The organism is Timonella senegalensis JC301, assembly GCF_000312125.1.
GTDB lineage: Bacteria > Actinomycetota > Actinomycetes > Actinomycetales > Cellulomonadaceae > Timonella > Timonella senegalensis.
On record NZ_HE978643.1, the window covers coordinates 448,530 to 473,153 of the forward strand.

The following is a 24,624-nucleotide window of genomic DNA, read 5'->3' on the forward strand; positions in this document are numbered from 1 at the left end:
GTGCGCGATCTCCTTGATTTCCTCGCCCTCAGCAACACCAACTTACTTGCGGCGAGCCTTGGCGACCTGCGTGAATGGCTTGCCCATCTCGTCGAAAATGGTGCATCGAGCGCGACGCTCGCCCGCAAGGGCGCAGCGATTAGGGCGTTCTACGCTTGGGCGACCGAGGCTGGGAAGGTCGAGGTTGACCCTGCTGCCCGGCTCATCACACCCAAGGCGGCGAATGCGCTCCCCAAACTCTTGAGCGAGGGTCAAACTGCCCGGTTGCTCGAGCACGCGAAAAAAGTTGCTAGTGAGACCGGCCTCCCACAGGACCTGCGAATGTGGGCTGTGTGCGAACTCATCTACGCGTGCGGGCTCCGCGTGAGTGAAGCAACGGGCCTCAATGTGTCCGACCTGGACCTGTCACAACGCATCGTGCGGGTAATTGGAAAGGGCAACAAGGAGCGGATTGTTCCGGTTGGAAAACCGGCTGCAGCGGCGCTTCAACTCTGGATCGTGCAGGGTAGGCCGCCACTACTCAACGCTGCACCGGCCGGGAAGGCGCCCACCGCGGCGCTCTTCCTAGGGCAGAGAGGCGGGAGGTGGGACCCTCGCGATGTACGTGAACGCCTACATCGGCTCGCCGCCCAAGCAGGTGTCCCGGACATTGCGCCCCACGGCCTCCGACATAGCGCGGCGACGCACCTGCTTGAGGGCGGGGCTGACCTGCGCACCGTCCAAGAGATCCTGGGCCACTCGTCGTTGCAAACTACCCAGCGATACACACATGTGACCACGGACAGACTGAAAAGCGCATATAGGCTCGCGCATCCGAGAGCCTGAACACGGATGCCTACGGCCCAGCCGAGGCGCCCACTACACGGATGCACCACCCACGTAGATCACCACTTCGTTGATACCCGGTTACCGCCAGAACCCAAGGGGATGTCATGGAATCGATCTCACCGGTCGCTACAACCGCGCGACAAGGCGAGTTCAGCAGCATTACAACAGAGCGCTTTACGCGGAAACGGGGAAACGCCCCTGTTACCGCGGCCGTTCGCGAGGAAGCGAATCGTGCGCTCTGGGAGGGATACTACGACGATCCCACACCGCAAATACGCGAGGCGCTGATTCTCGCGTACGTGCCGCTCGTGGCCTCCATTGCCAACAAGATGGCCCTGAAGTTCCCGAATTCTGTTGAGTCCTCGGACCTCGTGTCGTACGGAATGTTCGGTCTCATTGATGCGATCGACAAGTTTGATGTGTCTCGAGAGATCAAGTTTGAAACGTACGCATCGACCCGCATTCGCGGGGCGATTATCGACGAGATGAGGGCTATCGACTGGGTGCCTCGGTCTGTGCGGTCCAAGGCTCGTGCCTATGACTCGGCGTACATCGAGCTTGAGGCCTCGCTGCACCGTGCACCTACGAACCCTGAACTCGCCACCAAGCTCGAGATCACGGACAAGGAGCTGCGCAACATTCAGTGGCAACTGTCGAGCACGAACATGGTTGCACTCGATGAGATTGTGGGTGCGGGGGAGCGCCTCGAACTCATTTCCGCCATTGAGTCCGTCCAGCGCATCACTGCGGTTGATCCAGCTCACGCGTTTGATGAGCGCGAGAGTCGCGAGATCTTGGGCCGAGTCATTGACCAGCTCAACGAACGCGAAAAGATCATCGTCTCCTTGTATTACTTCAAGGGAATGACGCTTGCCGAGATCGGACGCACCCTTGGTGTGACGGAGTCTCGGGTATCCCAGATGCACTCCGCGCTCATCCTCCGGCTTCGTAGACAGATTCTCGAAGTCTCCCAGGGGTAGGGCAGCACGAGGACTCATTCGAGCAAAATTACCGCCACCCGAGGAGCCACGAGCCGCCACGGGTCGAGGTAGTCGTCCTCGATCCGCAATCCCCAGTGGACGCAGTGCGTAAAGCAGTGGCTCCACTGTGAAGGCGCAACCACGCCGATCTGGGTTCCCTGCGCTACGGCGGCATTGCGGGCGATCGTGGCGGTGACAGGCTCTAGGGTGGTGCGTGTGCCGTCGCGGTGACTAATGACGACGACGGGCTTACCAGCGACGGGACCCGCAAAGGTGATGACACCTGGTGCGGGTGTGCGTACCGGCTGGCCAGGTGCTGCAACGATATCTATCCCGCGGTGTCCTGATCCGTATGCTTCAGTTGGCGGCGAGAAGTCCGCCAGGATGACTCCGGCATCCACGTATGCACTCCTCATCCTCCCAAGTCCACTAGGGTCGGTAACACCAAGATTGAGCGCTCCGAGCGTCAGCGTTGGATCGATGGGTAACGGAACGCGGACCGCAGCTGCCGGCTCGGGCACGGCTTCCCTGGAGTAGGGGCCGCCACTGGGTGCGCGAGTCCCAGCTGCAGACGGTGCTGATGCCATCGCACATGCGAGTGCCACACCCATCGCGCACGATGCAGCCGCGACCGTTCGAACGATTGCGTTCCGATTAATTCGCATCCTCACGCTGGTGCACCTCTCAGTTCTAGTTCACTGGCCCGCCAGATGGACCGCACTAGCGAGTCTTACTCGAGTACAAGTGGCGTGGAGAAATGTGCACGGGATCACGGGCGAATCGGGGGAAACTGGCTCGAAGCCGGACCTGTGGATCCGGTAGTATTGACCATGCATGTGGCCAGAGGTGTGTCTTCGAGTAAACGGAGGGGGCGCCGCGCATCTTCGATGCACTGCCTCATGACAAGAAGCACCCGGCGTTCGCTCATGCGGACTCCTGCTCGACTGGAGGTCCACCTCGGTGGCAGCCGGTGGGAGGGTGCGGAGCAGTCGCTTCATCACGAAGCGGCTGATTAACCCAAAAATGCGATCACTTTGATCGCCCAACTGTGCGTGTTGCAGGGGAGGATCCCCGGGCACGCCGAAAGGAAACAGCCATGGCAGTTGTAACCATGCGCCAGCTCCTCGACGCAGGTGTTCACTTCGGACACCAGACCCGTCGCTGGAACCCAAAGATGAAGCGCTTCATTTTCACCGAGCGCAACGGCATCTACATCGTTGACCTTCAGCAGTCGCTTTCCTACATTGACCGTGCATACGAGTTCGTCAAGGAAACGGTTGCACACGGTGGTTCGATCCTCTTCGTGGGTACCAAGAAGCAGGCTCAGGAGCCAATCGCTGAGCAGGCTGCTCGCGTTGGTATGCCATACGTGAACCACCGTTGGCTCGGTGGTATGCTCACCAACTTCCAGACCGTGAACAAGCGTCTGCAGCGCCTCAAGGAACTCGAGCAGATCGACTTCGACGACGTTGCAGGTTCGCAGTTCACCAAGAAGGAACTGCTGATCATGCGCCGCGAGAAGGACAAGCTTTCTCGCACCCTTGGTGGAATCCGCGACATGGCAAAGGTTCCATCGGCTATCTGGATCGTTGACACCAACAAGGAGCACCTTGCTGTTGACGAGGCTCGCAAGCTGGGTATCCCAGTTGTTGCAGTCCTCGACACCAACTGTGACCCAGATGTTGTTGACTACAAGATCCCAGGTAACGACGACGCGATCCGCGCTGTTGCTCTCCTGACCCGCGTTATCGCTGACGCTGCTGCAGAGGGCCTCGTTGCCCGCAGCAACGGTGGCAAGACCGGTGCAGCTGAGGCTGAGCCACTCGCTGAGTGGGAGCGCGAGCTCCTCGAGACCGCAGACGCACCTGCAGCAGAAGCACCTGCCGCAGACGCTGCTGTTGAGGCACCTGCTGCCGAGGAAGCAAAGTAACACTTGCTCAGCTTTGGGTTGGCGGCCGGAAACGGTCGCCAACCTTCTTGACCGGCCAACACTGAAAAAGGACAATCAATGGCAAACTACACTGCCGCAGACATCAAGGCGCTTCGCGAGCGCACTGGTGCCGGAATGCTCGACGTCAAGAAGGCTCTTGACGAGGCAGATGGCGACCAGAACAAGGCGCTGGAGATCATCCGCGTCAAGGGACTCAAGGGTGTTGCAAAGCGCGAAGACCGCGCAACCTCCGAGGGCCTCGTCGCTTCCCACATTGCAGACGTTGACGGTGGCCAGGTTGGTACCCTCATCGAGCTCAACTGCGAAACTGACTTCGTGGCTAAGGCACCTAAGTTCATCGAGCTTGGCGAGGCAGTTCTTGCTGCTGTCGTAAAGTCCGGCGCAAAGACCGTTGAAGAAGCACTCGCTTCCGACGTCGACGGCCAGACCCTTCAGGCGTTCATTGACGCTGACGCTGCAACCCTTGGCGAGAAGATCGTTCTTCGCCGCGTTGCTGTCGTCGAGGGCCCAGCCGTTACCGAGTACCTGCACCGTACCGCCAAGGACCTGCCACCATCGATCGGCGTGTTCGCTGTGACCGATGCAAACGGCGCATCCGTTGCAAAGGACATCGCGCAGCACGTTGCTGCTCTGTCGCCACAGTTCCTTACCCGCGACCAGATCCCAGCTGAGAAGGTTGAAGACGAGCGTCGTATCGCTCTCGAGACCGCTCGTGCAGAAGGCGCTAACAAGCCTGAGCACATCATCGAGAAGATCGCTGAGAACCGTCTCGGTAAGTTCTACGAAGAGGTCGTTCTCCTCGACCAGCCTCTTGCGAAGGACCCATCCAAGAAGGTTAGCCAGGTTCTTGCAGACGCAAAGGGTGAGCTCAAGAGCTTCGTCCGTTTCCGCGTAGGCGCCTGATTCTTGCTTGACTGAATGCCCGGTTCACTTCTTGCTGAACCGGGCATTCAGCGCAGTAACACACAATCTATGGAGCGTCTTTCACTCTGCGTGGAAGGGATTGCCTGCCTTGTGTTTGAGCACGGGAAGGAAGAGCTCTGCGGCATTCGTGCCATCCGGCAAAACACCTGCAGAAGCGGAGTACATCCATGTCCACCTCCCACGAGGAATCCAACACACCTACCCAGGCAGGTTCGCCCGCGGCGCGTCGTGTCTTGTTGAAGCTTTCCGGTGAAGCGTTCGGAGGCGGGCAGATTGGCCTCGCGTCGAACGTTGTTCGCCGTGTCGCGGCTGAGATTGCTGCTGCTGTTGCGCAGGGCGTCCAAGTCGCAATTGTTGTTGGTGGTGGAAACTTCTTCCGTGGAGCGGAGCTGTCGCAGCAGGGACTGGACCGCGCTCGTGCGGACTACATGGGAATGCTCGGTACCGTCATGAACTGCCTCGCACTTCAGGACTTCCTTGAGCAGGCTGGCGTTAGCACCCGGGTACAGACCGCGATCACCATGGGCCAGGTTGCAGAGCCTTACATTCCGCTCCGCGCTGTTCGCCACCTTGAGAAGGGCCGCGTTGTCATCTTTGGTGCGGGAGCGGGCATGCCGTACTTCTCCACCGACACCGTGGCAGTGCAGCGGGCGCTCGAGACTGGTTGCACCGAGGTCCTCATGGGCAAGAACGGTGTGGATGGCGTGTACAGCGACGACCCACGCAGCAACCCAGATGCACAGCTCCTCCAGAACGTTACTTTCACCGACGCACTCGTGCAGGGTCTCGGCGTCATGGATGCCGCTGCGATGAGCCTTGGCCGTGACAACAGCCTGAACATGCGCGTCTTCGGCATGGATGAAGAAGGAAACGTGACTCGCGCGCTTATCGGCGAGGAAATTGGTACTGCGGTCACCGCAGACTAGTCTTATACCGAAAAGTGCTCGCGGTGCTTGGTGCACCATAGTTGGTGCTCACAGCGTCGGACCCGGTGCGGGACGCGCCTCGTTCGGCGTAAGTGACACCCTTACAAAGGAGTTTTCTCATGATTGAAGAAATCCTGCTTGAGGCAGAAGAAAAAATGGAACGCGCTGTCGCGGTCGCAAAGGAAGAGTTCGCGGGTATTCGTACGGGTCGCGCAAACTCCGGTATGTTCACCAAGATCATGGTGGACTACTACGGCGCACCAACCCCGCTCCAGCAGCTTGCCTCGTTCAACATTCCTGACGCTCGTACGGTCCTTGTGAACCCTTTCGACAAGTCGGCCATGGCTCTCATCGAAAAGGCTCTGCGCGAGTCTGACCTCGGCGTGAACCCTTCGAACGACGGCGTTGCAATTCGTATCGTTCTTCCAATGCTGACCGAAGAGCGCCGCCGCGACTACGTCAAGCTTGCTAAGACCAAGGGCGAAGAGGGCCGCGTTTCGATTCGTGGCGTGCGTCGCAAGGCTAAGGACCAGATCGATAGGGCTGTCAAGGACGGCGAGATCGGCGAGGACGAGGGCGGTCGCGCAGAGAAGGAACTTGAGTCGCTGACCAAGCGCTACTCCGAGGCCATCGACCAGCTCCTGGCTGGTAAAGAGGCTGAACTTCTCGAAGTCTGATGGATAACTCTGGCCGTCTGGCCGACACTGCAACAGCCAAGCAGAACAAGTCCGGACGTAATCTCCCCGCTGCGATTGCAGTGGCGGTTGTTCTGCTTGGCGCGGTTGCGGCGTCCCTTATCTTCCGCAAAGAGCTCTTTGTCCTCCTCGCGGTGGTCGCGATCTGCGGCGGTATCTGGGAGTTATCCAAGGCCTTCGAGCGCAGGGATATCCATATCCCAGTGCTGCCACTGTGTGTGGGAACCGCTGGAATCCTGATTTCTGCGTACATCTCGGGTGCTGAGGCACTCATGGTCTCCTTCATCCTCACCGTCGGCGGTGTGGTTGTGTGGAGAGTCCTCGACGGGGGCGGGATCGCGGCCGTTCGCGATAGCGCAGCGGGCGTGTTCGCTGCTGCCTACCTGCCGCTCATGGCGGGCTTCGTCATGCTCATGCTTGCGCACGACGACGGTCCGATGCAGGTCGCACTCTTCATCCTGCTCGCAGTGGCCAACGACACGGGCGGGTTCTTTGCTGGCGTGCGGTTTGGAAAGCACCCGCTGGCTCCTTCCATTAGCCCCAAGAAGAGCTGGGAGGGTCTGGCAGGCTCGTTCCTGCTGACGATGATCGTGGGGGTCGTGGGAGCTTACCTCCTCGAGGTCAACCCGATTGTTGGGATCATGCTTGGCCTCCTGACCCCGATTACCGCAACTGTGGGGGACCTTGCAGAGTCACTCATCAAGCGCGACCTCCAACTCAAGGACATGGGCTCTCTGCTGCCAGGTCATGGCGGGATCTTGGACCGCCTGGACTCGCTGCTCCTGACTGCGCCGTTCGTTTACCTGATTCTTGGGGCAGCCCCGACCTTGCCAGGTATGCCTTAGTTTCTCCAGCGTCCCTTCACCCACCCCGGGTGGAGGGACGCTATTATTGCCAGTGGCTTCTTTTGGAAAGGACACATGATGGCTTCGATGTTCACAAAGGTTTCGGGCCTCCGCAAGGGCTACGACACTGATGAAGTTGACGACTTCTTTGCGCACGCACGGATGGTTTATGAAGGCGCGAACGTGGAGCCTCTCGTGCACCGCGACATTCACACCGCAGTGTTTGACGTGGTTCGCGGCGGGTACGACACCGACGAGGTAGACGGCGCACTCAACCGCCTTGAGGACGCGTTCGTGACCAAGGAACGCCAGGACATCATCGCGCAGCAGGGCCAGGCAGCCTGGTCGGCGCTGCTCAACGAGCGCGCACGTTCGATGTACCCGCGGCTCAAACGTCCAAGTGGGGACAAGTTTTCCCACCCCCGCAAGGGTTATGGCTACTCGATCGAACACGTTGACGCACTGTGTGAAAACCTCGTACGGTTCTTTGACGGCCAGCTCAAAGTGAGCGCGAGCGAGCTTCGTATGGTCACTTTTCCCCGTGCAAAGGGAAAGAACGCGTACGAAGAGGCTGAGGTCGATGCCTTTGTTGCCCGTGGAGTTGAAGTACTAGTCGGCGTTGAGTGATAGCTGTTTCTGATATGAAGTCCCTGGCCATCCTTGGTTCAACTGGTTCTATTGGTACACAGGCGCTGGACGTTGTCTCGCGCAATAGCGAGCGATTTTCGGTACGTGCGCTGAGCGCCGGAGGCGCTCAGCCGGAACTGTTGGCACGACAGGCTGCGGAATATGGTGTCGAAGTTGTGTCAATTTCCGACGAGTCCCACGTTCCAGCGCTCCGTGACGCTCTGTCCGCGGCTGGTTCACGCGCGCAGGTCCTTGCGGGTCCTACCGCCGCAGCCGAGGTAGCTGCTCTCGGGGCAGACATTGTGCTGAATGGCATCACCGGCTCGGTGGGGTTGGGTCCAACGCTCGCCGCACTGGAGGCTGGCTCAACTCTGGCTCTGGCTAACAAGGAGTCGCTCGTCGTGGGCGGTGGCCTGGTCAAGGCCGCGCAGCAGCGCGAAGACCAGATCGTCCCCGTGGACTCCGAACACTCCGCCATGGCGCAGTCCCTGAGGGGCGGTAAGCGATCCGAGGTCACCAAGTTCATCCTGACGGCGAGCGGGGGACCGTTCCGCGGTAAGACACGCGCCGAACTGGAGGACGTCACTCCCGAGCAGGCACTCGCGCACCCCACCTGGTCCATGGGCCCGGTAGTAACGATCAACTCGTCAACCCTCATGAACAAGGGGCTCGAGCTCATCGAGGCGCACCTGCTGTTCGATGTGCCCACGGACGATATTCAGGTTGTGGTGCACCCGCAGTCGGTCATTCACTCGATGATCGAGTTCCGTGATGGCTGCACGATGGCGCAGGCGTCACCGCCGGATATGCGTCTCCCTATTGCGCTAGCGCTGTCATGGCCTGACCGAGTGGAGAGCGGTGCTGTCCACGTGGACTGGACGCAGGCGAACATGTGGACCTTTGAACCCTTGGATGAGGACACGTTCCCGGCGGTGTCACTAGCACGGGCTGCGGCCAAGGCATCTGCAACCCACCCCGCTGTCTATAACGCAGCCAACGAGGAGTGTGTGGGCGCGTTCCTTGCAGGGAAGATCAAGTACCTCGACATCGTCACCACGGTCGAAAGGGTCCTCGCGGATCACGAGGGCATCATGCAAGGGCTGACGCTGGAATCGGTTCTTGAGGTGGAGACCTGGGCGCGCAAGCGTGCCCACGAGATCCTCGCTGGAAACTAGCCAGTAGCCACTGGCCACTCGCCGCCAGCGCGCACCTAACTTTGGGCAGTTACAGCCAGTGGAGCCCAGTGGAGCATAGCGGCGCCTATGTGCCTCACCCGGCCGAGCTTGTCCCCTCCGCTGCATCGACACCCGTATCCGCGCACCTAACCGGCAACCGGACCAACTGGCCCAGGCCACTTGGGCGGGGCACAATCGTCGTAAATAAGGGCTCGGGATTCTCCCAGCCCAGTGAACAATAATGTTGGGGAGCGCGCAGCGCTCCCCAACATCTCAAGCCATACGGAGGCCTCATGTCGTACCTTCTCGGCGTGCTCATCGTGCTGCTCGGGCTGCTCATCTCGATCGGTCTGCACGAGATCGGGCACCTGCTGCCCGCCAAGAAGTTCGGCGTGCGCGTGCCGCAGTACATGGTGGGGTTCGGGCCGACCGTCTGGTCTACCACCCGGGGAGAGACCGAGTATGGCTTCAAGCTGATCCCGCTCGGCGGGTACGTGCGCCTCGTGGGCATGTACCCTCCGGGGGACCCTCGCCGTGCGAACAAAAAGGGCAGGCTCGCGGAGTTCGTGCAATCCGCGCGTGACGCCAGCTCCGAGGAGATCCTGCCGGGCGAGGAATACCGGGCGTTCTACAACCTTTCGGTGCCCAAGAAACTCTTGATCATGTTCGGTGGGCCGTTCATGAACCTAGTCATCGCGTTCGTGATGCTTTGCGTCCTGTATGCGGGATTCGGCCAGATGACTCCCACGACAACGCTCGCCAATGTGTCTCAGTGCGTCCTGGCGATCGACGCCCCTGCGGACGCTACCTGCACCGATGCTGACCCGAAGGCCCCGGCTGCAGAGGCCGGCCTCCAGCCTGGAGACACAATTACCTCATGGGCCGGTACCACGGTGTCCACCTGGGAGGAACTCACTGGACTGATCCAACAGACTGGCGGTCAAAGCGTTGAGGTGACGTTCGAGCGAGACGGCAAGACGCAGACTACCACCGCGACCCCTGTTGTAGCGGACCGGCCCGTGTACAACGAGGACGGCTCCCAGAAACTCGATGCGCAGGGTAACCCCGCGACCAGCCCCGTGGGATTCATGGGTATGGGTTCCCGCACTGAGCTTGAACCACAGCCGATCTCCGAGGTTCCAGGCGTCATGGGGGAACAACTCGCGGGGACGGCCAAGATCATCACAAGCTTGCCAAGCCGGCTCGTGGACGTTGCCCAGGCGGCGTTCGGTGGGGAAGAGCGTGACCCCGAATCCGTGGTGGGCATCGTTGGAATCGGACGATTTGCGGGCGAACTCGCGTCGACCGAGGGATTCGACTCGCCCAAGTTTGTGGCCGCCAACCTCATCAGCCTCGTGGCCTCGCTGAATATCGCGCTGTTTGCGTTCAACATGATCCCGCTGCCACCGCTCGATGGTGGTCACATTGCCAGCGCACTGTACGAGGGTGCTCGACGTAAGGTTGCCCACGCTCGCGGCAAGGGATACGCGGGTCCGGCCGACACCGCGCGACTGCTTCCGCTCACTTACACAGTTTTCATTTTGCTGACGGGAATGGGCGTGTTGCTCATCTACGCGGACATCGTCAACCCCATCAAGCTGTTCGGCTGACATCCGTCACTAACTGCGGACAATGAGTGCCGGTTTGGTGGAAATGGGCGTGACTCATACCTCGTTCGGTCCGTGGCCGGGAGTTTTCGGGGGATAATGAAGGGGTGAGTGTTCCAATCAACTTAGGCATGCCATCCGCACCGGCTCCCACCCTCGCGCCTCGTCGCAAGACGCGCAAGATTCGCGTGGGCAAGGTCGAGGTCGGTGGCGATGCACCCATCAGTGTTCAGTCCATGACCACAACCCCGACGACGGACATCAACGCCACCCTCCAGCAGATCGCAGAGTTGACTGCTGCCGGCTGTGACATCGTGCGTGTCGCGGTTCCTAGCGCAGACGACGCGGAGGCGCTGCCAGCAATCGCCAAGAAGTCACAGATTCCGGTAATTGCTGACATTCACTTCCAGCCCAAGTACGTCTACGCCGCAATCGACGCCGGCTGTGCGGCAGTTCGTGTCAACCCGGGCAACATTCGTAAGTTTGACGACCAGGTCAAGCAGATCGCCCAGGCTGCCAAGGACGCGGGCGTGTCCATCCGCATCGGCGTGAACGCGGGATCTCTCGACCCGCGCCTGCTCAAGAAGTACGGCAAGGCTACCCCTGAGGCCCTCGTTGAGTCGGCCGTGTGGGAAGCCTCGCTGTTCGAGGAGCACGACTTCCACGACTTCAAGATCTCCGTCAAGCACAACGACCCAGTCGTAATGGTGCGCGCGTACGAGATGCTGTCTGAGCGCGGCGACTGGCCACTGCACCTCGGTGTGACCGAGGCCGGCCCAGCATTCCAGGGAACCATCAAGTCCGCGACCGCCTTCGGTGCACTTCTTTCCAAGGGCATCGGCGACACCATTCGCGTTTCGCTGTCTGCGCCTCCAGTCGAAGAGGTCAAGGTCGGAAACCAGATCCTGCAGTCCCTGAACCTCAAGCCACGCAAGCTCGAGATCGTCTCGTGCCCATCGTGTGGCCGTGCCCAGGTAGACGTGTACACGCTTGCCGAAAAGGTGACCGCCGGACTCGAGGGACTTCCTGTTCCACTGCGAGTTGCCGTCATGGGCTGCGTAGTGAACGGACCGGGCGAGGCCCGCGAGGCTGACCTTGGCGTTGCATCCGGTAACGGTAAGGGCCAGATCTTTGTGAAGGGTGAGGTCATCAAGACCGTTCCTGAATCCGAGATCGTGGAGACCCTCATCATGGAGGCGATGCGCATCGCTGACACGATGGAGAAGACCGGAGAATCGCCCTCGATTACCGTAGGCTAACCTGCATGACGTCATTCGCAAGGTCGCGAGCACACCCCCGGGCTGGTGCCCGTGTGCTCGCGATCAGCGAATGGGATCAGGCAATCGCAGTGGCGCGCCGTGATCCCGTGTCCTACGTTCTCGCGCTCGTTCACATGGAAGCCGGGTTTGAGAGCGGTTACTCCACGGGCGAGGTGTGGGGGTACCCAGAGTCGGGGCCACTGAGTGCCGTGTGTTGGGCCGGCGCGAACATCGTTCCCATCATCCCTGAACCAGATTTTTCACCGTCAGAACGCTCGGACGTTCTTGAGTCTTTTTCGCAGCTCGCCCTGCGCATGGGTCGCAGGTGTTCCTCGATCGTGGGGCCCTCGAGCGACGTCTTGGCGCTGTGGGAACTACTTGACGGCTCGTGGAAGCAGCCGCGGGAGATCCGGCCCCGCCAGTACTCGATGGCCATCACGCAGCCACCTAGAGTCGCCCCCGATCCGCGTGTGCGATACGCCCGTTCCGCGGACTTCGATGGCGTGTTCCCCGCAAGCGTGCACATGTTCCACGAGGAAGTCGGGATTTCTCCGCTCTCCTTTGGCTCTGCCTACTACGCCGCGCGCGTCCAAGAACTCATTGAACAGCGCCGCACGCTCATCTCAACCAAACCTGCCACCAACTGCGGCACACCCGACGCACCGGACGCGCCTGCAACTGCCGGACGAGTTCTTTTCAAGTCTGACTTTGGGGCCGTCGCGAGTTCCGTGGCGCAGGTCCAGGGTGTGTGGATCGATCCCGAGTTCCGGGGCAGGGGACTGTCGGTCGCGGCCGTGGCCGCCACCGTTGTGTACGGCCTGCGGGACGTCGCCCCCACTGTCTCGCTGTACGTCAACGACTACAACTCCCGGGCAGTGGCCGCCTACCGTCACGTCGGGTTCGAAGACGTCGGAATGTGCGCCACCGTTCTGTTTTGATTCTCGACGATCGTGGGTGCGTTGGGTGGCTCGATCGACGCGTGTTCTTTGAAGTTGCGTTGAGGTATTAACCTTGTAGGTATGCTCTTACGCCTCTCAAACCTTTTTGTCCGTTCGCTTCGCGAGGATCCAGCCGACGCTGAAGTCGCAAGCCACAAGCTCCTAGTCCGTGCAGGGTACATTCGCCGGGCCGCGCCGGGCGTGTACACGTGGCTCCCGCTGGGGCTCCGCGTTCTAGACAAGGTTGAGGCTGTTGTCCGCGAGGAGATGGAGGCTGCCGGTGCGCAGCGCGTCCACTTCCCAGCACTGCTTCCACGCGAGCCTTACGAGGCCACGAACCGCTGGGCCGAGTACGGTCCCAACCTGTTCCGCCTCAAGGACCGCAAGGACGCCGACTACCTGCTCGCGCCTACGCACGAGGAAATGTTCACCCTGCTGGTCAAGGACCTGTACTCGTCGTACAAGGACCTGCCCGTCACGCTGTACCAGATCCAGACCAAGTACCGCGACGAGGCTCGTCCACGCGCGGGTCTGATCCGTGGCCGTGAGTTCGTCATGAAGGACGCCTACTCGTTCGACCTGACCGACGAGGGCCTTGATGTCTCCTACCAGCAGCAGCGCGACGCCTACGAGCGCATCTTCACTCGCCTGGGCCTCGAGTACGTCATTGTTGCAGCGACGTCCGGAGCCATGGGCGGATCTCGCTCCGAGGAGTTCCTAACCCCAACCTCGATCGGTGAGGACACGTTCGTGCGCTCCCCAGGCGGCTACGCTGCCAACGTCGAGGCCGTGGTGACTCCAGTACCTGCGCCGGTTGATTACTCGGCCACCCCTGCGGCGCGCGTTGTGGACACCCCCGGCTGCGGAACCATCGACGAGCTCGTTGCGTTCCTCAACGAGAACCACCCACGCGAGGACGGCCGCCAGTGGGCAGCCTCCGACACCCTCAAGAATGTTGTGGTCACCGCGACCATGCCAGATGGCTCCCGTGAGGTCCTCGTGGTTGGCGTTCCGGGCAACCGTGACATCGACATGAAGCGCCTCGAGGCATCCCTTGCACCAGCTGAGGTCGACGCTGCAGGCGACGGCGACTTTGCCAAGAACAAGGTTCTGGTCAAGGGCTACATCGGCCCACAGGTCCTCGGCCGCGCGCACACCGGCGACGAGACCGCTATCCGCTACCTCGTGGACCCTCGCGTCGTCGAGGGAACGGAGTGGGTCACCGGCGCAAACGAGACCGACAAGCACGTACTCTCGCTCGTAGCCGGACGCGACTTCGTAGCTGACGGTGTTGTCGAGGCCGCACAGGTCCTTGCAGGAGACGAGGCGCCCGACGGTTCCGGTCCACTCGAGCTCGCTCGCGGCATCGAGATCGGCCACATCTTCCAGCTTGGCCGCAAGTACGCCGAGGCTCTCGGCCTCAAGGTGCTCGACGAGAACGGCAAGCAGGCCACTGTGACCATGGGTTCCTACGGAATCGGTGTCTCGCGTGTCATGGCAGCTCTCGCCCAGGCGAACTACGACGAGAAGGGCCTTGCCTGGCCCGCACACGTCGCACCTGCGCACGTGCACATCGTTGCCACCGGTAAGGACGCCGAGGTGTTCGAGGCCGCTGAGAAGCTCGCCAAGGACCTCTCAGACGCAGGTATCGAGGTCATCTACGACGACCGTCCAAAGGTCACCGCTGGCGTCAAGTTCAAGGACGCCGAGTTGTACGGCGTTCCGCTGATCGCAGTCGTTGGACGTGGCCTCGCCGATGGCGAGATCGAGTTCCGCCCACGTGCAGGCGAGTCCACCAAGATCGCGGTGGACACCGCAGCGCAGACGATCGCGCAGGCAGTGGCCGAGCTGCTCAAGTAGTTCGCGCTCGTAAACGTAACAAGGCGGGGCCCGAATCCTACGGATTCGGGCCCCGCCTGTGCGTTACGCACTGTGCAGCGACCGGCCTTTCGCTGGGCGGTGACCACGATCGTCGTACATCAAATTACCGACGATTGACGTGAGCCCCAGCGCCATGCCGGGAACCGGCGGCTAATCCTGAGCGGTAGCCGAGGACGAGACGGTTTCGCCATTGCCAAGGAACGGGAACTCGCCGAGTGTAGCGCCCCAGTCCGCGGCGAGCATGCCACGGCTCATCGCCAGATCGAGAAGCAGCATGCGGCTCTCTGGGTCAACCGAATCGATGAGGGAGAGGTAATCACCCGCGAGCGAAGACTCGAGCTCCTGAGCCAGGGCCTTGAGTTCCTTGGACGGGGCGAGTGGCTGGTCTGCAGTCAATGTAAACGGAAGCTCATATGCAACCAAGCGAGGGTCCTTGTGCGTGCCGACGATTCCGGCAGAAGCCGCCAGATCGGCGGCAAAAGCGCGGTGCAGCCTAGCGGTCTTGAGGGCCCTGTCTCGGGCGTCAGGATTCTGCATCGCCGCGATCACCTCGAACGCATAGCCTGCCGCATCCTCGGCCCGAACTAGGTCGATGACGTCCTGCTCGTCCAGGAAGTCAGGCTGCGCCCACGCGTCTGACTCAAACTCGGAGGGGACCTGGAACGAGATATCGAACTTCTTGGCGAGTGATCGCGCCGAGTTCATGTGACTGATTGCGAGTGACGCATACGCGCGAGCGAGGTCTGCATCGGTGGGGACAGCAAGCGCAGAGCGGATGCGCAGAGCGGAATCGCTCAACTTGCCGATCACGGATGCGGGCGTGGGGTCCTGCGGGGCGGAATCGGTCGTGGTCGGGCTGGGAGACGCCGACGCAGTCGGAGCGTCCGGCAGACCGGAGGTGTACACGCCACCGATCGAGTTCTTCTGGGCGGTGGATAGGTCAGCAAGGGCGGTGAGGATTTGAGCCTGCGACGAGTTGGTGGTGAGCGTAGCGGCGTCCGCCGACTCGTGTGAGATGAGTAGCAAATCGTCCACCATGGTCTGGCGAGAAACCTCGTTGACGTCCGGAACGGGCTCGGTGGGCTGGGGAGTCTCCATCCGTATCCCGCACCCGGTCAGCGATGCGGCCAAAGCAACACTCGTGATTGTCATCACCACGCGAGCGGCCACGCCGCGTCCTCTACGTGCACTCGAAACTCTGCGGGAACCGCCAAAGAATGCCAGTTTGGCCCTGCAACGGAACGTGGACTCCATGGCGAACTTCTCTCCCTGATGATGCGCGAAAGCACGATTTACACCCGCTGAAGCGGGGAGTAACGTCAAACCTGACGCGCGTTAGGCGCGCTACTCGGTAATCTTAGTGGAGATACAAGTTCATACCGGTGAGTTTTCTACCCGGTAGGCGATTACGTCGACAGGAGAGAAATTGGCAATCCAACCAACCGCAGAAGACCTTCAAGGTGTTCTCGCGCCGGTAGTCGCAAGCGCTGGGCTGTATCTCGAACAGGTGCGCATCGTGCCTTCGGGTAAGACCGTCACCGTCCGGGTCACAGTGGACCTCGACGAGTCGGAATCAGGTTCCGTGTCCCTTGAGCAGATTGCAGACGCCTCCCGCGCGGTGTCCGACGCCCTCGACGCTGTCCCTTCACTGAGCGACGCATACACACTCGAAGTCTCATCGCCCGGCACTAACCGGCCGCTGACTGAGCCGAGGCACTTCAAGCGCGCAATCTCCCGCCTGATCAAAGTCAACGCCTCCGGCGAGGACTTCACCGCCCGACTTCTCGGGGTGGACGGCGACGAACTTGAGTTCGACAACGGCAAGCGCATCACAGTCGCCGACGTGCGCAAGGCCAAGATCGAAGTAGAACTAAAGCGTGCCGAAGAGGTGCGTGACGAAGACCTAGAAGAAATCGTGTCCGAAGACTCGGGTACACAAGAGGTGGAGGACCAACCATGAACATCGATATGAGCGCGCTGCGGATGTTGGAACGCGAGCGCGAAATCAGCCTGGACGTTCTCATCTCCGCAATTGAGCAGGCTCTCACCGTGGCTTACCAGCGCACCCCTGACGCGTACAAGAACGCGCGCGTTGAGGTAGATCGCAAGTCCGGCCACGTCGTTGTGTGGGCGCGTGAGGAAACGATCGTCTCCCCAGCGTCCGAGGACGAAGAGGGCAATTACGTCCCCGCCGTGCGCGAAATGGGACCAGAGTTTGATCACACACCTTCCGACTTCGGCCATGTCGCCACCGCGACCGCCCGCCAGGTCATCTTCCAGCGTCTGCGCGACGTCGAGGACGACCAGGTCCTCGGCCAGTTCAAGGACAAGGAAGGCCAGCTCATCTCCGGCATCATCCAGCAGGGTTCGAACCCTCGCGTGGTGAACGTGGAGTTGGGTGGCAAGGAAGCTCAGCTACCCGAGCACGAGCAGGTACCCACCGAGCGCTACCGCCACGGTGACCGTATTCGCGCATACGTGCTCGAGGTAACCCGCCGCATGAACGGACCATCAATCACGCTCAGCCGTACGCACCCTAACCTGGTGCTGCGCCTGTTCGAGCTCGAGGTCCCCGAAGTGGCTGATGGAACGGTTGAGATCGTCTCCATCGCCCGCGAGGCCGGCTACCGCACCAAGATCGCCGTGACCACCCGCGTCCAGGGCCTCAACGCCAAGGGAGCCTGCATTGGCCCCATGGGATCACGTGTACGTGCAGTGATGGCTGAGCTCGGCGGCGAAAAGATCGATATTGTCGACTACACCGAGGACCCAGCACGCTTCATCGCGTCTGCTCTCTCGCCAGCATCGGTGACATCTGTCACGATCCTTGATGAGGTGTCCCGTTCTGCACAGGTAGTCGTCCCCGACTACCAGCTCTCTCTTGCCATCGGCAAGGAAGGCCAGAATGCGCGTCTTGCGGCCAAACTAACCGGCTGGAAGATCGACATTCGTTCGGATGCAGACGCAGAGAACTAAGTTCTCGCAGCCCAAAATGTGACGCGAAAGGGAGTCGCACCCGCCACTGTGAGGTGTGTGCGACTGCCTAAGCGCGCCAAAGAGGGCTAAAATTAAGGGGACTGACAAGGGCTCGGTTGAGTTGTGCCCATTTTTCGTCGTTCATGTTCACTACGCTTCCTTTGGTTCGCGCCATAGGTTTGCGCTGAATAGTGAGGCGGTGGGGACGCAACAATCCGGAGCACGCAAGACATAGAACGAGGTTCAGTGAATCATTCACAGTCCGAGCCAATGCGCACATGCATTGGATGTCGTGCGGTAGCCCCGTCAAGGCAACTAGTTCGTGTTGTGTTGGACTCCAACTTCAACTCCGCGGCAGGAGAACACGCTTCGTCAGCACGCACTGCGCGTGTGGATCGAAATGGTGGGCTGCCCGGTAGGGGAAGTTGGTTGCACCCACAGCAATCGTGTTTGGACGTGGCAGTGAAGAGGCGTGCTTTTTCACGAGCACTACGAACGCACGGAGAAGTAGATCTACACGACGTACGCGAGTACGTCGCACAGAACGCAGCGCGTTCCTAGAGATGTTCTCCACGTGAACCCAGGACACCGTCCTCGGGTTTAAGACCTGTCGATAAGGAAGCGGGTAAAGGCCGATGGGCACCCGATGAGTACTCAGCGATGAGTCCGTGTAACTAACGACGGTCCTCCCAGTTTCGGGTGGACCGAGACTGGAGAGTTGTGGCTAAAATCCGCGTCTACGAGCTCGCAAAGGAGCTCGGGGTGGAAAGCAAGACCATCATGGGGAAGTTGACTGAACTCGGAGAGTTCGTCCGTTCAGCATCCTCAACCATCGAACCACCAGTGGTTCGCAAACTGCGCGACGCGTTCCCCGCCTCAGGTGGAGCCGGTGCAGAAAAGGCTGCGGCAAAGCCTGCTGCTAAGCCGGCAGCAAAGACCGCCGAGAAGCCAGCCGAGACCGTTGCACCAGCAGCGCCAGCGGCACCTTCCGAAAAGGCGCCAGCAAAGCCAGCAGCAAAGACACCTGCTGCACCAAAGCCAGGCGCTAGGCCGGCTCCAAAGGTAGAGCCAGCAGCCAAGCCAGCCGAGGCAAAGACCGAGGACGGCGCCGCTTCCGGTGCTCGTACCGCCGGCCCGCGTCCAGGTAATAACCCATTCGCTACCACGCAGGGCATGCCACGCCAGGGCGGTCCACGCCCAGGTGCGCCACGTCCAGGCGGCAACCGCCACACGGGCGCAGCGGGTGGACAGGGTGGACAGGGCGCTCGCCCTGCCGGAGGCCAGGGTCGCCCTGTAACCGGTGGAGCACGCCCAGGCACCCCACGCCCAGGCAACAACCCATTCTCTGAGAAGCAGGGTGCAGGACGACCAAGCGGACGCCCAGAGCGCACTGACCGTCAGGGTGCGGGTCACGCCAACCCTAAGAACACCGAGCACGCCGCTCACTCTGATGCTCGTCCGGGCGGTCCACGCCCAGGAGGCCCACGTCCAGGCGGTCCACGTCCGGGCGGTCCACGTCCAAACCCTGGCATGATGCCAGGCCGCACCAGCGCTCCGCGCCCAGGTGCAGGCGAGCGCGCAGGCGCTGGTGGACGCGGTGGCCAGGGTGGCGGCCGCGGTGGCAACGGTCCACGCGGCGGTCAGGGTGCACCAGCGGGTCCAGGTGGTAACACCGGTGGCGGCGGTTTCGCTGGCCGCGGTGGACGTCCGGGTCCGGGTGGACGCGGTAACACTGCAGGAGCATTCGGTCGTTCCGGAGGGCGCCCAGTCAAGGGTCGCAAGTCGAAGCGCGCGAAGCGTCAAGAGTTCGAGCAGATGCAGGCTCCATCGCTTGGTGGCGTACAAGTCCCACGCGGTGACGGCAACACTGCAATCCGCCTGCGCCGTGGTTCGAGCCTCGCCGACTTTGCAGACAAGATTGATGCAAACCCAGCGAGCCTCGTAACGGTTCTCTTCCACCTCGGTGAGATGGCAACCGCTACGCAGTCGCTTGACGAGGACACCTTTGGTACCCTCGCAGCCGAGCTCGGATACGTCATCGAGATGGTGTCGGCCGAGGACGAAGACCGCGAGTTGCTCGAGGCCTTCGACATCGACCTTGAGGGCGAAGAAGCAGGGGAGTCCGATGAGGACCTTGCTGCACGTCCTCCAGTAGTCACCGTCATGGGTCACGTTGACCACGGTAAGACCCGACTGCTCGACGCTATCCGTAATGCGGATGTTGTCTCCGGTGAGGCCGGCGGAATCACCCAGCACATCGGTGCTTACCAGGTGAAGACCCAGGTAGACGGCAACGAGCGCGCACTGACCTTCATTGACACCCCGGGTCACGAGGCGTTCACCGCTATGCGTGCCCGTGGTGCTCAGGTCACCGACATCGCAATCCTCGTGGTTGCAGCTGATGACGGCGTTATGCCACAGACGGTTGAGGCGCTTAACCACGCCCAGGCCGCAGGTGTGCCAATCGTTGTTGCAGTCAACAAGGTGGACAAGGACACTGCAAACCCTGCAAAGATCCGTCAGCAGCTGACCGAGTACAACTTGGTTGCTGAGGAATACGGTGGAGACACCATGTTCGTTGACGTTTCCGCTAAGCAGAACATGGGAATCGACTCGCTGCTCGAGGCCGTCGTGCTTACCGCCGATGCAGCCCTCGACCTGCGTGCCAACCCGAACAAGGACGCACGCGGTGTCGCGATTGAGGCGAACCTCGACAAGGGCCGCGGTGCTGTTGCAACAGTTCTCGTCCAGTCGGGTACCCTCCACGTCGGAGACGCCATCGTGGCTGGAACCGCGCACGGACGTGTTCGTGCGATGTTCGACGAGCACGGCAACACGCTCAAGGCCGCTGGGCCAGCGCGCCCAGTCATGGTCCTTGGTCTGACCTCGGTTCCACGTGCAGGCGACGGCTTCCTTGTTGCACCAGACGACCGCACCGCGCGCCAGATCGCTGAAAAGCGTGAGGCCGCCGAGCGCGCCGCTCTGCTGGCTAAGCGTCGCAAGCGCATCAGCCTCGAAGACTTCACCCAAGCTCTCGAGCAGGGCAAGGTTGAGACCCTCAACCTCGTGCTCAAGGGTGACGTCTCCGGTGCTGTGGAAGCTCTTGAGGACGCACTGCTCAAGATCAACGTTGGCGACGAGGTTGACCTGCGCATCATCCACCGCGGTGTCGGTGCGATCACGCAGAACGACGTCAACCTCGCAACGGTCGACAACGCGATCATCATTGGCTTCAACGTCAAGACCGCAGAGCGCGTTGCAGAACTCGCTGACCGCGAGGGCATCGACATCCGCTACTACTCGATCATCTACAAGGCGATCGAGGACGTGGAAGCAGCCCTCAAGGGAATGCTCAAGCCAGAGTACGAAGAAGTTCAGCTCGGAACCGCAGAGATCCGCGAAGTCTTCCGTTCCTCCAAGTTCGGAAACATTGCCGGTTCGATCGTGCGCTCCGGTGAGATTCGCCGTAACTCCAAGGCCCGCGTACTGCGCGACGGCGTTGTCCTCGGCGACAACCTCACCATTGACTCGCTTAAGCGATTCAAGGACGACGCAACAGAGGTCCGCGAGGGCTTCGAGTGTGGTATTGGCCTCGGCTCGTTCAACGACCTTCAGGTTGGCGACACCATCGAGACTTGGGAAATGCGCGAGAAGCCTCGCTCCTGACCCGAGTACAGCCTTACATGACGCCCGAGGCGTCGACCCGGAGGGCGCCAGCGCACAGCTGGCGCCCTCCGGGTGTCTCACGCCGTAGTAAGCGTGACATCGGATGGAATCCGGGCAATCCCGTGCCACGCGCACGGGCAGCGCAATAGGATTCTTAGCAGGTAAAGAACGTAGGCCCCTGGGGACGCACCCAGTAGGGTTAGAGAGACTAGAAGGAGTGCGAACATGGTTGACCACCCACGGGCCCGCAAGCTGGCGGACCGAATCAAGGTAATCGTCGCAAAGATGTTGGACACCAGAATCAAGGACCCACGCTTGGGGTTTGTCACGATCACTGAGGTGCGCGTGACCGGTGACCTGCAGAACGCGTCCATCTTCTACACCGTGTACGGAAGCGACGAGGACCGCACCAACACTGCTGCCGCTCTGGAAAGCGCAAAGGGCACGATTCGCTCCGAAATCGGAAAGCAGACGGGCATTCGCCTTACCCCAAACATTGACTTCCACCTCGACGCCGTCCCAGAGAATGCAGCTGCCTTTGACAAGGCTCTGCTCGAGGCTCAACGCCGCGACGAGGAACTCAAGGCCCTGCGCCAGGGCGCCAAGCCTGCTGGCGATGCGGACCCTTACCGCAAGCCACGCGAGCTGGATCTCGAGTCCGAGGACGAGTCCGAAGCCTGATGACGACTCAAGGAAGGGCCCCGCGAAGGCCCTCCGCTGCCGACGGCATCGTGGTCGTGGACAAGCCCGCGACCTGGACCAGCCACGACGTGGTGTCCCGTATGCGCACGCTCGCGGCAACGCGAAAGGTTGGGCACGCGGGCACGCTTGACCCCATGGCAACCGGTGTTCTGGTTGTGGGCGTGGGCAAGGCGACCAAACTACTCAACTACATCGTCGGTGCGGACAAGGATTACGAGGCCACGATTCGCCTCGGCTTCTCGACCACCACTGAGGACGCGGACGGCGTGATCGTTCAGGCGATTGCTCCGTCTCGGTACGGTCGGGCGGATCTCGAAGCCGCCGCCCAGGGGCTCACTGGGGACATCATGCAGGTCCCCAGCTCAGTGAGCGCGATCAAGGTGGACGGTAAGCGGGCCTACGATCGCGTGCGCGCAGGCGAGGACGTCACCTTGGATGCTCGGCCCGCCCGGGTGCCGCGCTTTGACGTGCTCGAGGTCCGCGAGGTGTCAACTCCGAGCGGTCTGGCCGTGGATGTGGACGTGTTTGTGACCGTGTCCTCGGGTACCTACGTCCGTGCGCTCGGCCGGGACTTTGCCTTGGCGCTCGGCACCGTGGGTCACCTTACCCGGCTGCGTCGCACACGAGTGGGCGGCTACTCGCTGGACAGCTCTCGAACCCTTGAGGAGCTTGAGGGTGAACTCGCCGGTGCCCCCACAATCGAGGTGCTCCCGCTTGCACAGGCTGCAGCCGCGACCTTCGCGGTGCGCAACCTGAGTGCTGACGAGACCGTCGCCCTTGGCTTTGGCAAGAGGCTTGCCCCGAACCCCGACCTCGGCGCAAGTGCTGAGGAGCCGGTGATGCTTGCGGGAATTGATCCGCAGGGAGAGTTGACCGCTCTGCTCAAGGATGACGGCACCAAGACTCAGCCGGTCGTGGTGTTCGCCGCGCGGCAGTAAGTTCGACCGTAGGTTGCGCGGTGTGCGCTGCGGGAAGGAAACGGACCGCACGCACGTTACATGCCTAGGAAAGTTTGGCCCACGGTAGTTCCGGCTTGTGCCGCACTGCCGTGGTTTGAAACGTGGAGAGAAGGAGTTTCCCCAGTGCACATCGCGATGGGTGTTTCCGAGTTTGATCTGGCCAACGTGCCAACTGTTGTCACAATCGGAAACTTTGACGGCGTCCACCGCGGACACCAGTTTGTCCTGCAGAAGACGATCCTTCAGGCTGACGCGCGCTCCGCCGCAAGCGTCGTCCTGACCTTCGATCCGCACCCCGCGCTCGTGCACCGTCCTGGCACCGCGCCCGCCATGCTCACGGGCCTCAAAGACCGACTCGAGCTGATCGCCGCCGAGGGCATCGACGCAACCCTCGTGATCGACTACAGCCTCGAGTTCGCGCAGCTGACGCCGCGCGAGTTCATCGAGACCTATGTCGTGGGCACACTGCACGCCGTTGCCGTGGTCATCGGCCGCGATGTCCGGTTTGGTAAGGACAATTGCGGCGACCTCGCCACGCTTCAGGAGCTTGGCGCGGAGTTCGGTTTTGATGTCGTGATTGTCGACGATTTTGGTGCGCCCGAGGGCGGGGAACGTTGGTCCTCATCTGTGGTGCGTCAGTTGGTCTTCTCCGGCGAGATGATTGCAGTGACGGCCCTGCTTGGACGCCCGCACCGCATTCGCGGTGAGGTCGTACACGGTGACGCCCGTGGCCGTGAGATGGGATTCCCCACCGCAAACATGAGCCAGACGTCCGACGGCATGATCCCAGCGGACGGCGTGTACGCCGGATGGGTTTCCGTGGTCGGGGGAGCGCGGGCGCTGCAGAAGATGCCTGCCGCCATTTCGATCGGCACCAATCCCACCTTTGAGGGGCAACAGCGCAGGGTCGAGTCGTACGTGATCGACCGCAAAGGACTTGAGCTGTACGGCGAGGAGGTCATCGTCGAGTTCGAGCAGCGGCTTCGTCCGACGCTGACGTTCGACTCAATGGAGACGCTCATCGTCCAGATGAACGAGGACGTCGAACGGGCTCGTCTGCTCCTGCGCTGAGGGCTGTGGAACGGGGTGCGCGCGGGGCCTTACTGCATTTTATGCAGGTAGTCTTTCGGCCGTTTATGCGCGGTTCTTGGGTGAGCGGAGTCACGTGACTTCACTGCAGCGCACCAGTTTGCCCTAGTCGAAACCTGATAGACTTTTACAGCCGTTAGATCGGCCGCGGATCCAGAGAGCTCGGGTGAACATGCCCCAGAGCGCCGCGCAACTAGTTAGGGAGAGCCATGCCGCTCGATTCCGCAGTAAAGAAGAGCATCATCGCAGAACTCGGTGCAAACGAGAGCGACACTGGTTCGCCAGAGGTTCAGATCGCGATGCTTTCGCAGCGCATCAAGGACCTCACCGAGCACCTCAAGACCCACAAGCACGACCACCACTCACGTCGTGGCCTTCTTCTCCTTGTTGGTCAGCGTCGTCGCCTCCTGGGTTACCTTCAGAAGGTAGACATCGAGCGTTACCGTTCGATCATTGAGCGCCTCGGTCTGCGCCGCTGATTATATTGTGATCCAGCTCGGTCCTTGCTAAGGACCGGGCTGGTCCAATGTCTGGCCCGTTTAGGCGGGCCATCGTAGTATCACGCCGGTTTGTGAACCTTCCTCGTCGGTCCTCGG

At 61.3% G+C, this 24,624-nt stretch carries 23 protein-coding genes; 21 read left to right on the forward strand and 2 right to left on the reverse strand.

Annotated elements, in window-relative coordinates; translation table 11 throughout:
- Window positions 1-825 (forward strand): tyrosine recombinase XerC (locus tag HGSM_RS09965; RefSeq protein ID WP_019148612.1); only part of this gene is annotated, 825 nt, incomplete at its 5' end.
- Window positions 826-932: 107 nt separating this feature from the next.
- Entirely contained in the window at window positions 933-1,808 is an 876-nt protein-coding gene (locus tag HGSM_RS09970) for a FliA/WhiG family RNA polymerase sigma factor (protein WP_019148613.1), read from the forward strand.
- 14 nt (window positions 1,809-1,822) lie between these two features.
- On the opposite strand, the gene HGSM_RS09975 is transcribed toward HGSM_RS09970, so the two are convergent.
- A complete protein-coding gene (locus HGSM_RS09975) occupies window positions 1,823-2,224 on the reverse strand; it encodes a M23 family metallopeptidase (protein ID WP_051009832.1) in 402 nt (133 codons plus the stop codon).
- A 680-nt stretch (window positions 2,225-2,904) separates the two neighbouring features.
- On the opposite strand from HGSM_RS09975, the gene rpsB reads away from it, so the two are divergent.
- From rpsB to HGSM_RS10030, 11 genes are all read left to right on the forward strand, one after another.
- The gene (rpsB, locus tag HGSM_RS09980) at window positions 2,905-3,738 is read left to right on the forward strand and encodes a 30S ribosomal protein S2 (RefSeq protein WP_019148615.1); all 834 of its coding nucleotides are present in this window, start codon (window positions 2,905-2,907) and stop codon (window positions 3,736-3,738) included.
- Window positions 3,739-3,816: 78 nt separating this feature from the next.
- Window positions 3,817-4,662, forward strand: coding sequence for a translation elongation factor Ts (tsf, locus tag HGSM_RS09985; RefSeq protein ID WP_019148616.1), 846 nt, complete (start codon window positions 3,817-3,819; stop codon window positions 4,660-4,662).
- Between the two features lie 188 nt (window positions 4,663-4,850).
- A complete protein-coding gene (pyrH, locus tag HGSM_RS09990) occupies window positions 4,851-5,609 on the forward strand; it encodes a UMP kinase (protein ID WP_019148617.1) in 759 nt (252 codons plus the stop codon).
- Between the two features lie 119 nt (window positions 5,610-5,728).
- On the forward strand, window positions 5,729-6,286 hold the full coding sequence (frr, locus tag HGSM_RS09995; RefSeq protein ID WP_019148618.1) for a ribosome recycling factor: 558 nt from the start codon (window positions 5,729-5,731) through the stop codon (window positions 6,284-6,286).
- Window positions 6,286-7,149, forward strand: coding sequence for a phosphatidate cytidylyltransferase (locus tag HGSM_RS10000; protein ID WP_019148619.1), 864 nt, complete (start codon window positions 6,286-6,288; stop codon window positions 7,147-7,149). The genes frr and HGSM_RS10000 overlap by 1 nt, the downstream gene beginning before the upstream one ends.
- Before the next feature lie 78 nt (window positions 7,150-7,227).
- A complete protein-coding gene (locus HGSM_RS10005; RefSeq protein ID WP_326550031.1) occupies window positions 7,228-7,776 on the forward strand; it encodes a DivIVA domain-containing protein in 549 nt (182 codons plus the stop codon).
- A 14-nt stretch (window positions 7,777-7,790) separates the two neighbouring features.
- Window positions 7,791-8,951: a 1-deoxy-D-xylulose-5-phosphate reductoisomerase gene (gene dxr / locus HGSM_RS10010; protein ID WP_019148621.1), complete on the forward strand. Its 1,161-nt coding sequence runs from the start codon at window positions 7,791-7,793 to the stop codon at window positions 8,949-8,951.
- Between the two features lie 293 nt (window positions 8,952-9,244).
- Window positions 9,245-10,561, forward strand: coding sequence for a M50 family metallopeptidase (locus HGSM_RS10015; protein WP_019148622.1), 1,317 nt, complete (start codon window positions 9,245-9,247; stop codon window positions 10,559-10,561).
- Window positions 10,562-10,689: 128 nt separating this feature from the next.
- A complete protein-coding gene (ispG, locus tag HGSM_RS10020; protein WP_019148623.1) occupies window positions 10,690-11,817 on the forward strand; it encodes a flavodoxin-dependent (E)-4-hydroxy-3-methylbut-2-enyl-diphosphate synthase in 1,128 nt (375 codons plus the stop codon).
- 5 nt (window positions 11,818-11,822) lie between these two features.
- Entirely contained in the window at window positions 11,823-12,755 is a 933-nt protein-coding gene (locus tag HGSM_RS10025; protein WP_081581413.1) for a GNAT family N-acetyltransferase, read from the forward strand.
- An 81-nt stretch (window positions 12,756-12,836) separates the two neighbouring features.
- Entirely contained in the window at window positions 12,837-14,615 is a 1,779-nt protein-coding gene (locus tag HGSM_RS10030; RefSeq protein ID WP_019148625.1) for a proline--tRNA ligase, read from the forward strand.
- 171 nt (window positions 14,616-14,786) lie between these two features.
- On the opposite strand, the gene HGSM_RS10035 is transcribed toward HGSM_RS10030, so the two are convergent.
- Complete coding sequence (locus tag HGSM_RS10035) at window positions 14,787-15,734, reverse strand: DUF4439 domain-containing protein (RefSeq protein ID WP_019148626.1); 948 nt, start codon at window positions 15,732-15,734, stop codon at window positions 14,787-14,789.
- A 328-nt stretch (window positions 15,735-16,062) separates the two neighbouring features.
- Between HGSM_RS10035 and HGSM_RS10040 the strand changes: the two genes are divergently transcribed.
- The 8 genes from HGSM_RS10040 to rpsO all read left to right on the forward strand — a co-directional run bounded on the left by HGSM_RS10040 (window position 16,063) and on the right by rpsO (window position 24,507).
- Window positions 16,063-16,596 (forward strand): ribosome maturation factor RimP, encoded by a 534-nt coding sequence (locus HGSM_RS10040; protein WP_019148627.1) that lies wholly within the window; start codon window positions 16,063-16,065, stop codon window positions 16,594-16,596.
- Window positions 16,593-17,612 carry a transcription termination factor NusA gene (gene nusA / locus HGSM_RS10045; RefSeq protein ID WP_019148628.1) on the forward strand — a complete coding sequence of 340 codons (1,020 nt, stop codon included), beginning with the start codon at window positions 16,593-16,595 and terminating at the stop codon, window positions 17,610-17,612. The genes HGSM_RS10040 and nusA overlap by 4 nt, the downstream gene beginning before the upstream one ends.
- 270 nt (window positions 17,613-17,882) lie before the next feature.
- Window positions 17,883-18,173, forward strand: coding sequence for a YlxR family protein (locus HGSM_RS14150; protein WP_081581415.1), 291 nt, complete (start codon window positions 17,883-17,885; stop codon window positions 18,171-18,173).
- A 159-nt stretch (window positions 18,174-18,332) separates the two neighbouring features.
- Window positions 18,333-21,278 carry a translation initiation factor IF-2 gene (gene infB, locus HGSM_RS13815; RefSeq protein WP_019148629.1) on the forward strand — a complete coding sequence of 982 codons (2,946 nt, stop codon included), beginning with the start codon at window positions 18,333-18,335 and terminating at the stop codon, window positions 21,276-21,278.
- 225 nt (window positions 21,279-21,503) lie between these two features.
- The gene (gene rbfA / locus HGSM_RS10055; protein WP_019148630.1) at window positions 21,504-21,959 is read left to right on the forward strand and encodes a 30S ribosome-binding factor RbfA; all 456 of its coding nucleotides are present in this window, start codon (window positions 21,504-21,506) and stop codon (window positions 21,957-21,959) included.
- A complete protein-coding gene (gene truB, locus HGSM_RS10060) occupies window positions 21,959-22,918 on the forward strand; it encodes a tRNA pseudouridine(55) synthase TruB (RefSeq protein ID WP_019148631.1) in 960 nt (319 codons plus the stop codon). Before rbfA ends, truB begins: the two co-directional genes overlap by 1 nt.
- Before the next feature lie 144 nt (window positions 22,919-23,062).
- A complete protein-coding gene (locus HGSM_RS10065) occupies window positions 23,063-24,010 on the forward strand; it encodes a bifunctional riboflavin kinase/FAD synthetase (protein WP_019148632.1) in 948 nt (315 codons plus the stop codon).
- 227 nt (window positions 24,011-24,237) lie between these two features.
- A complete protein-coding gene (rpsO, locus tag HGSM_RS10070; RefSeq protein WP_019148633.1) occupies window positions 24,238-24,507 on the forward strand; it encodes a 30S ribosomal protein S15 in 270 nt (89 codons plus the stop codon).
- Window positions 24,508-24,624 lie beyond the last annotated feature (117 nt).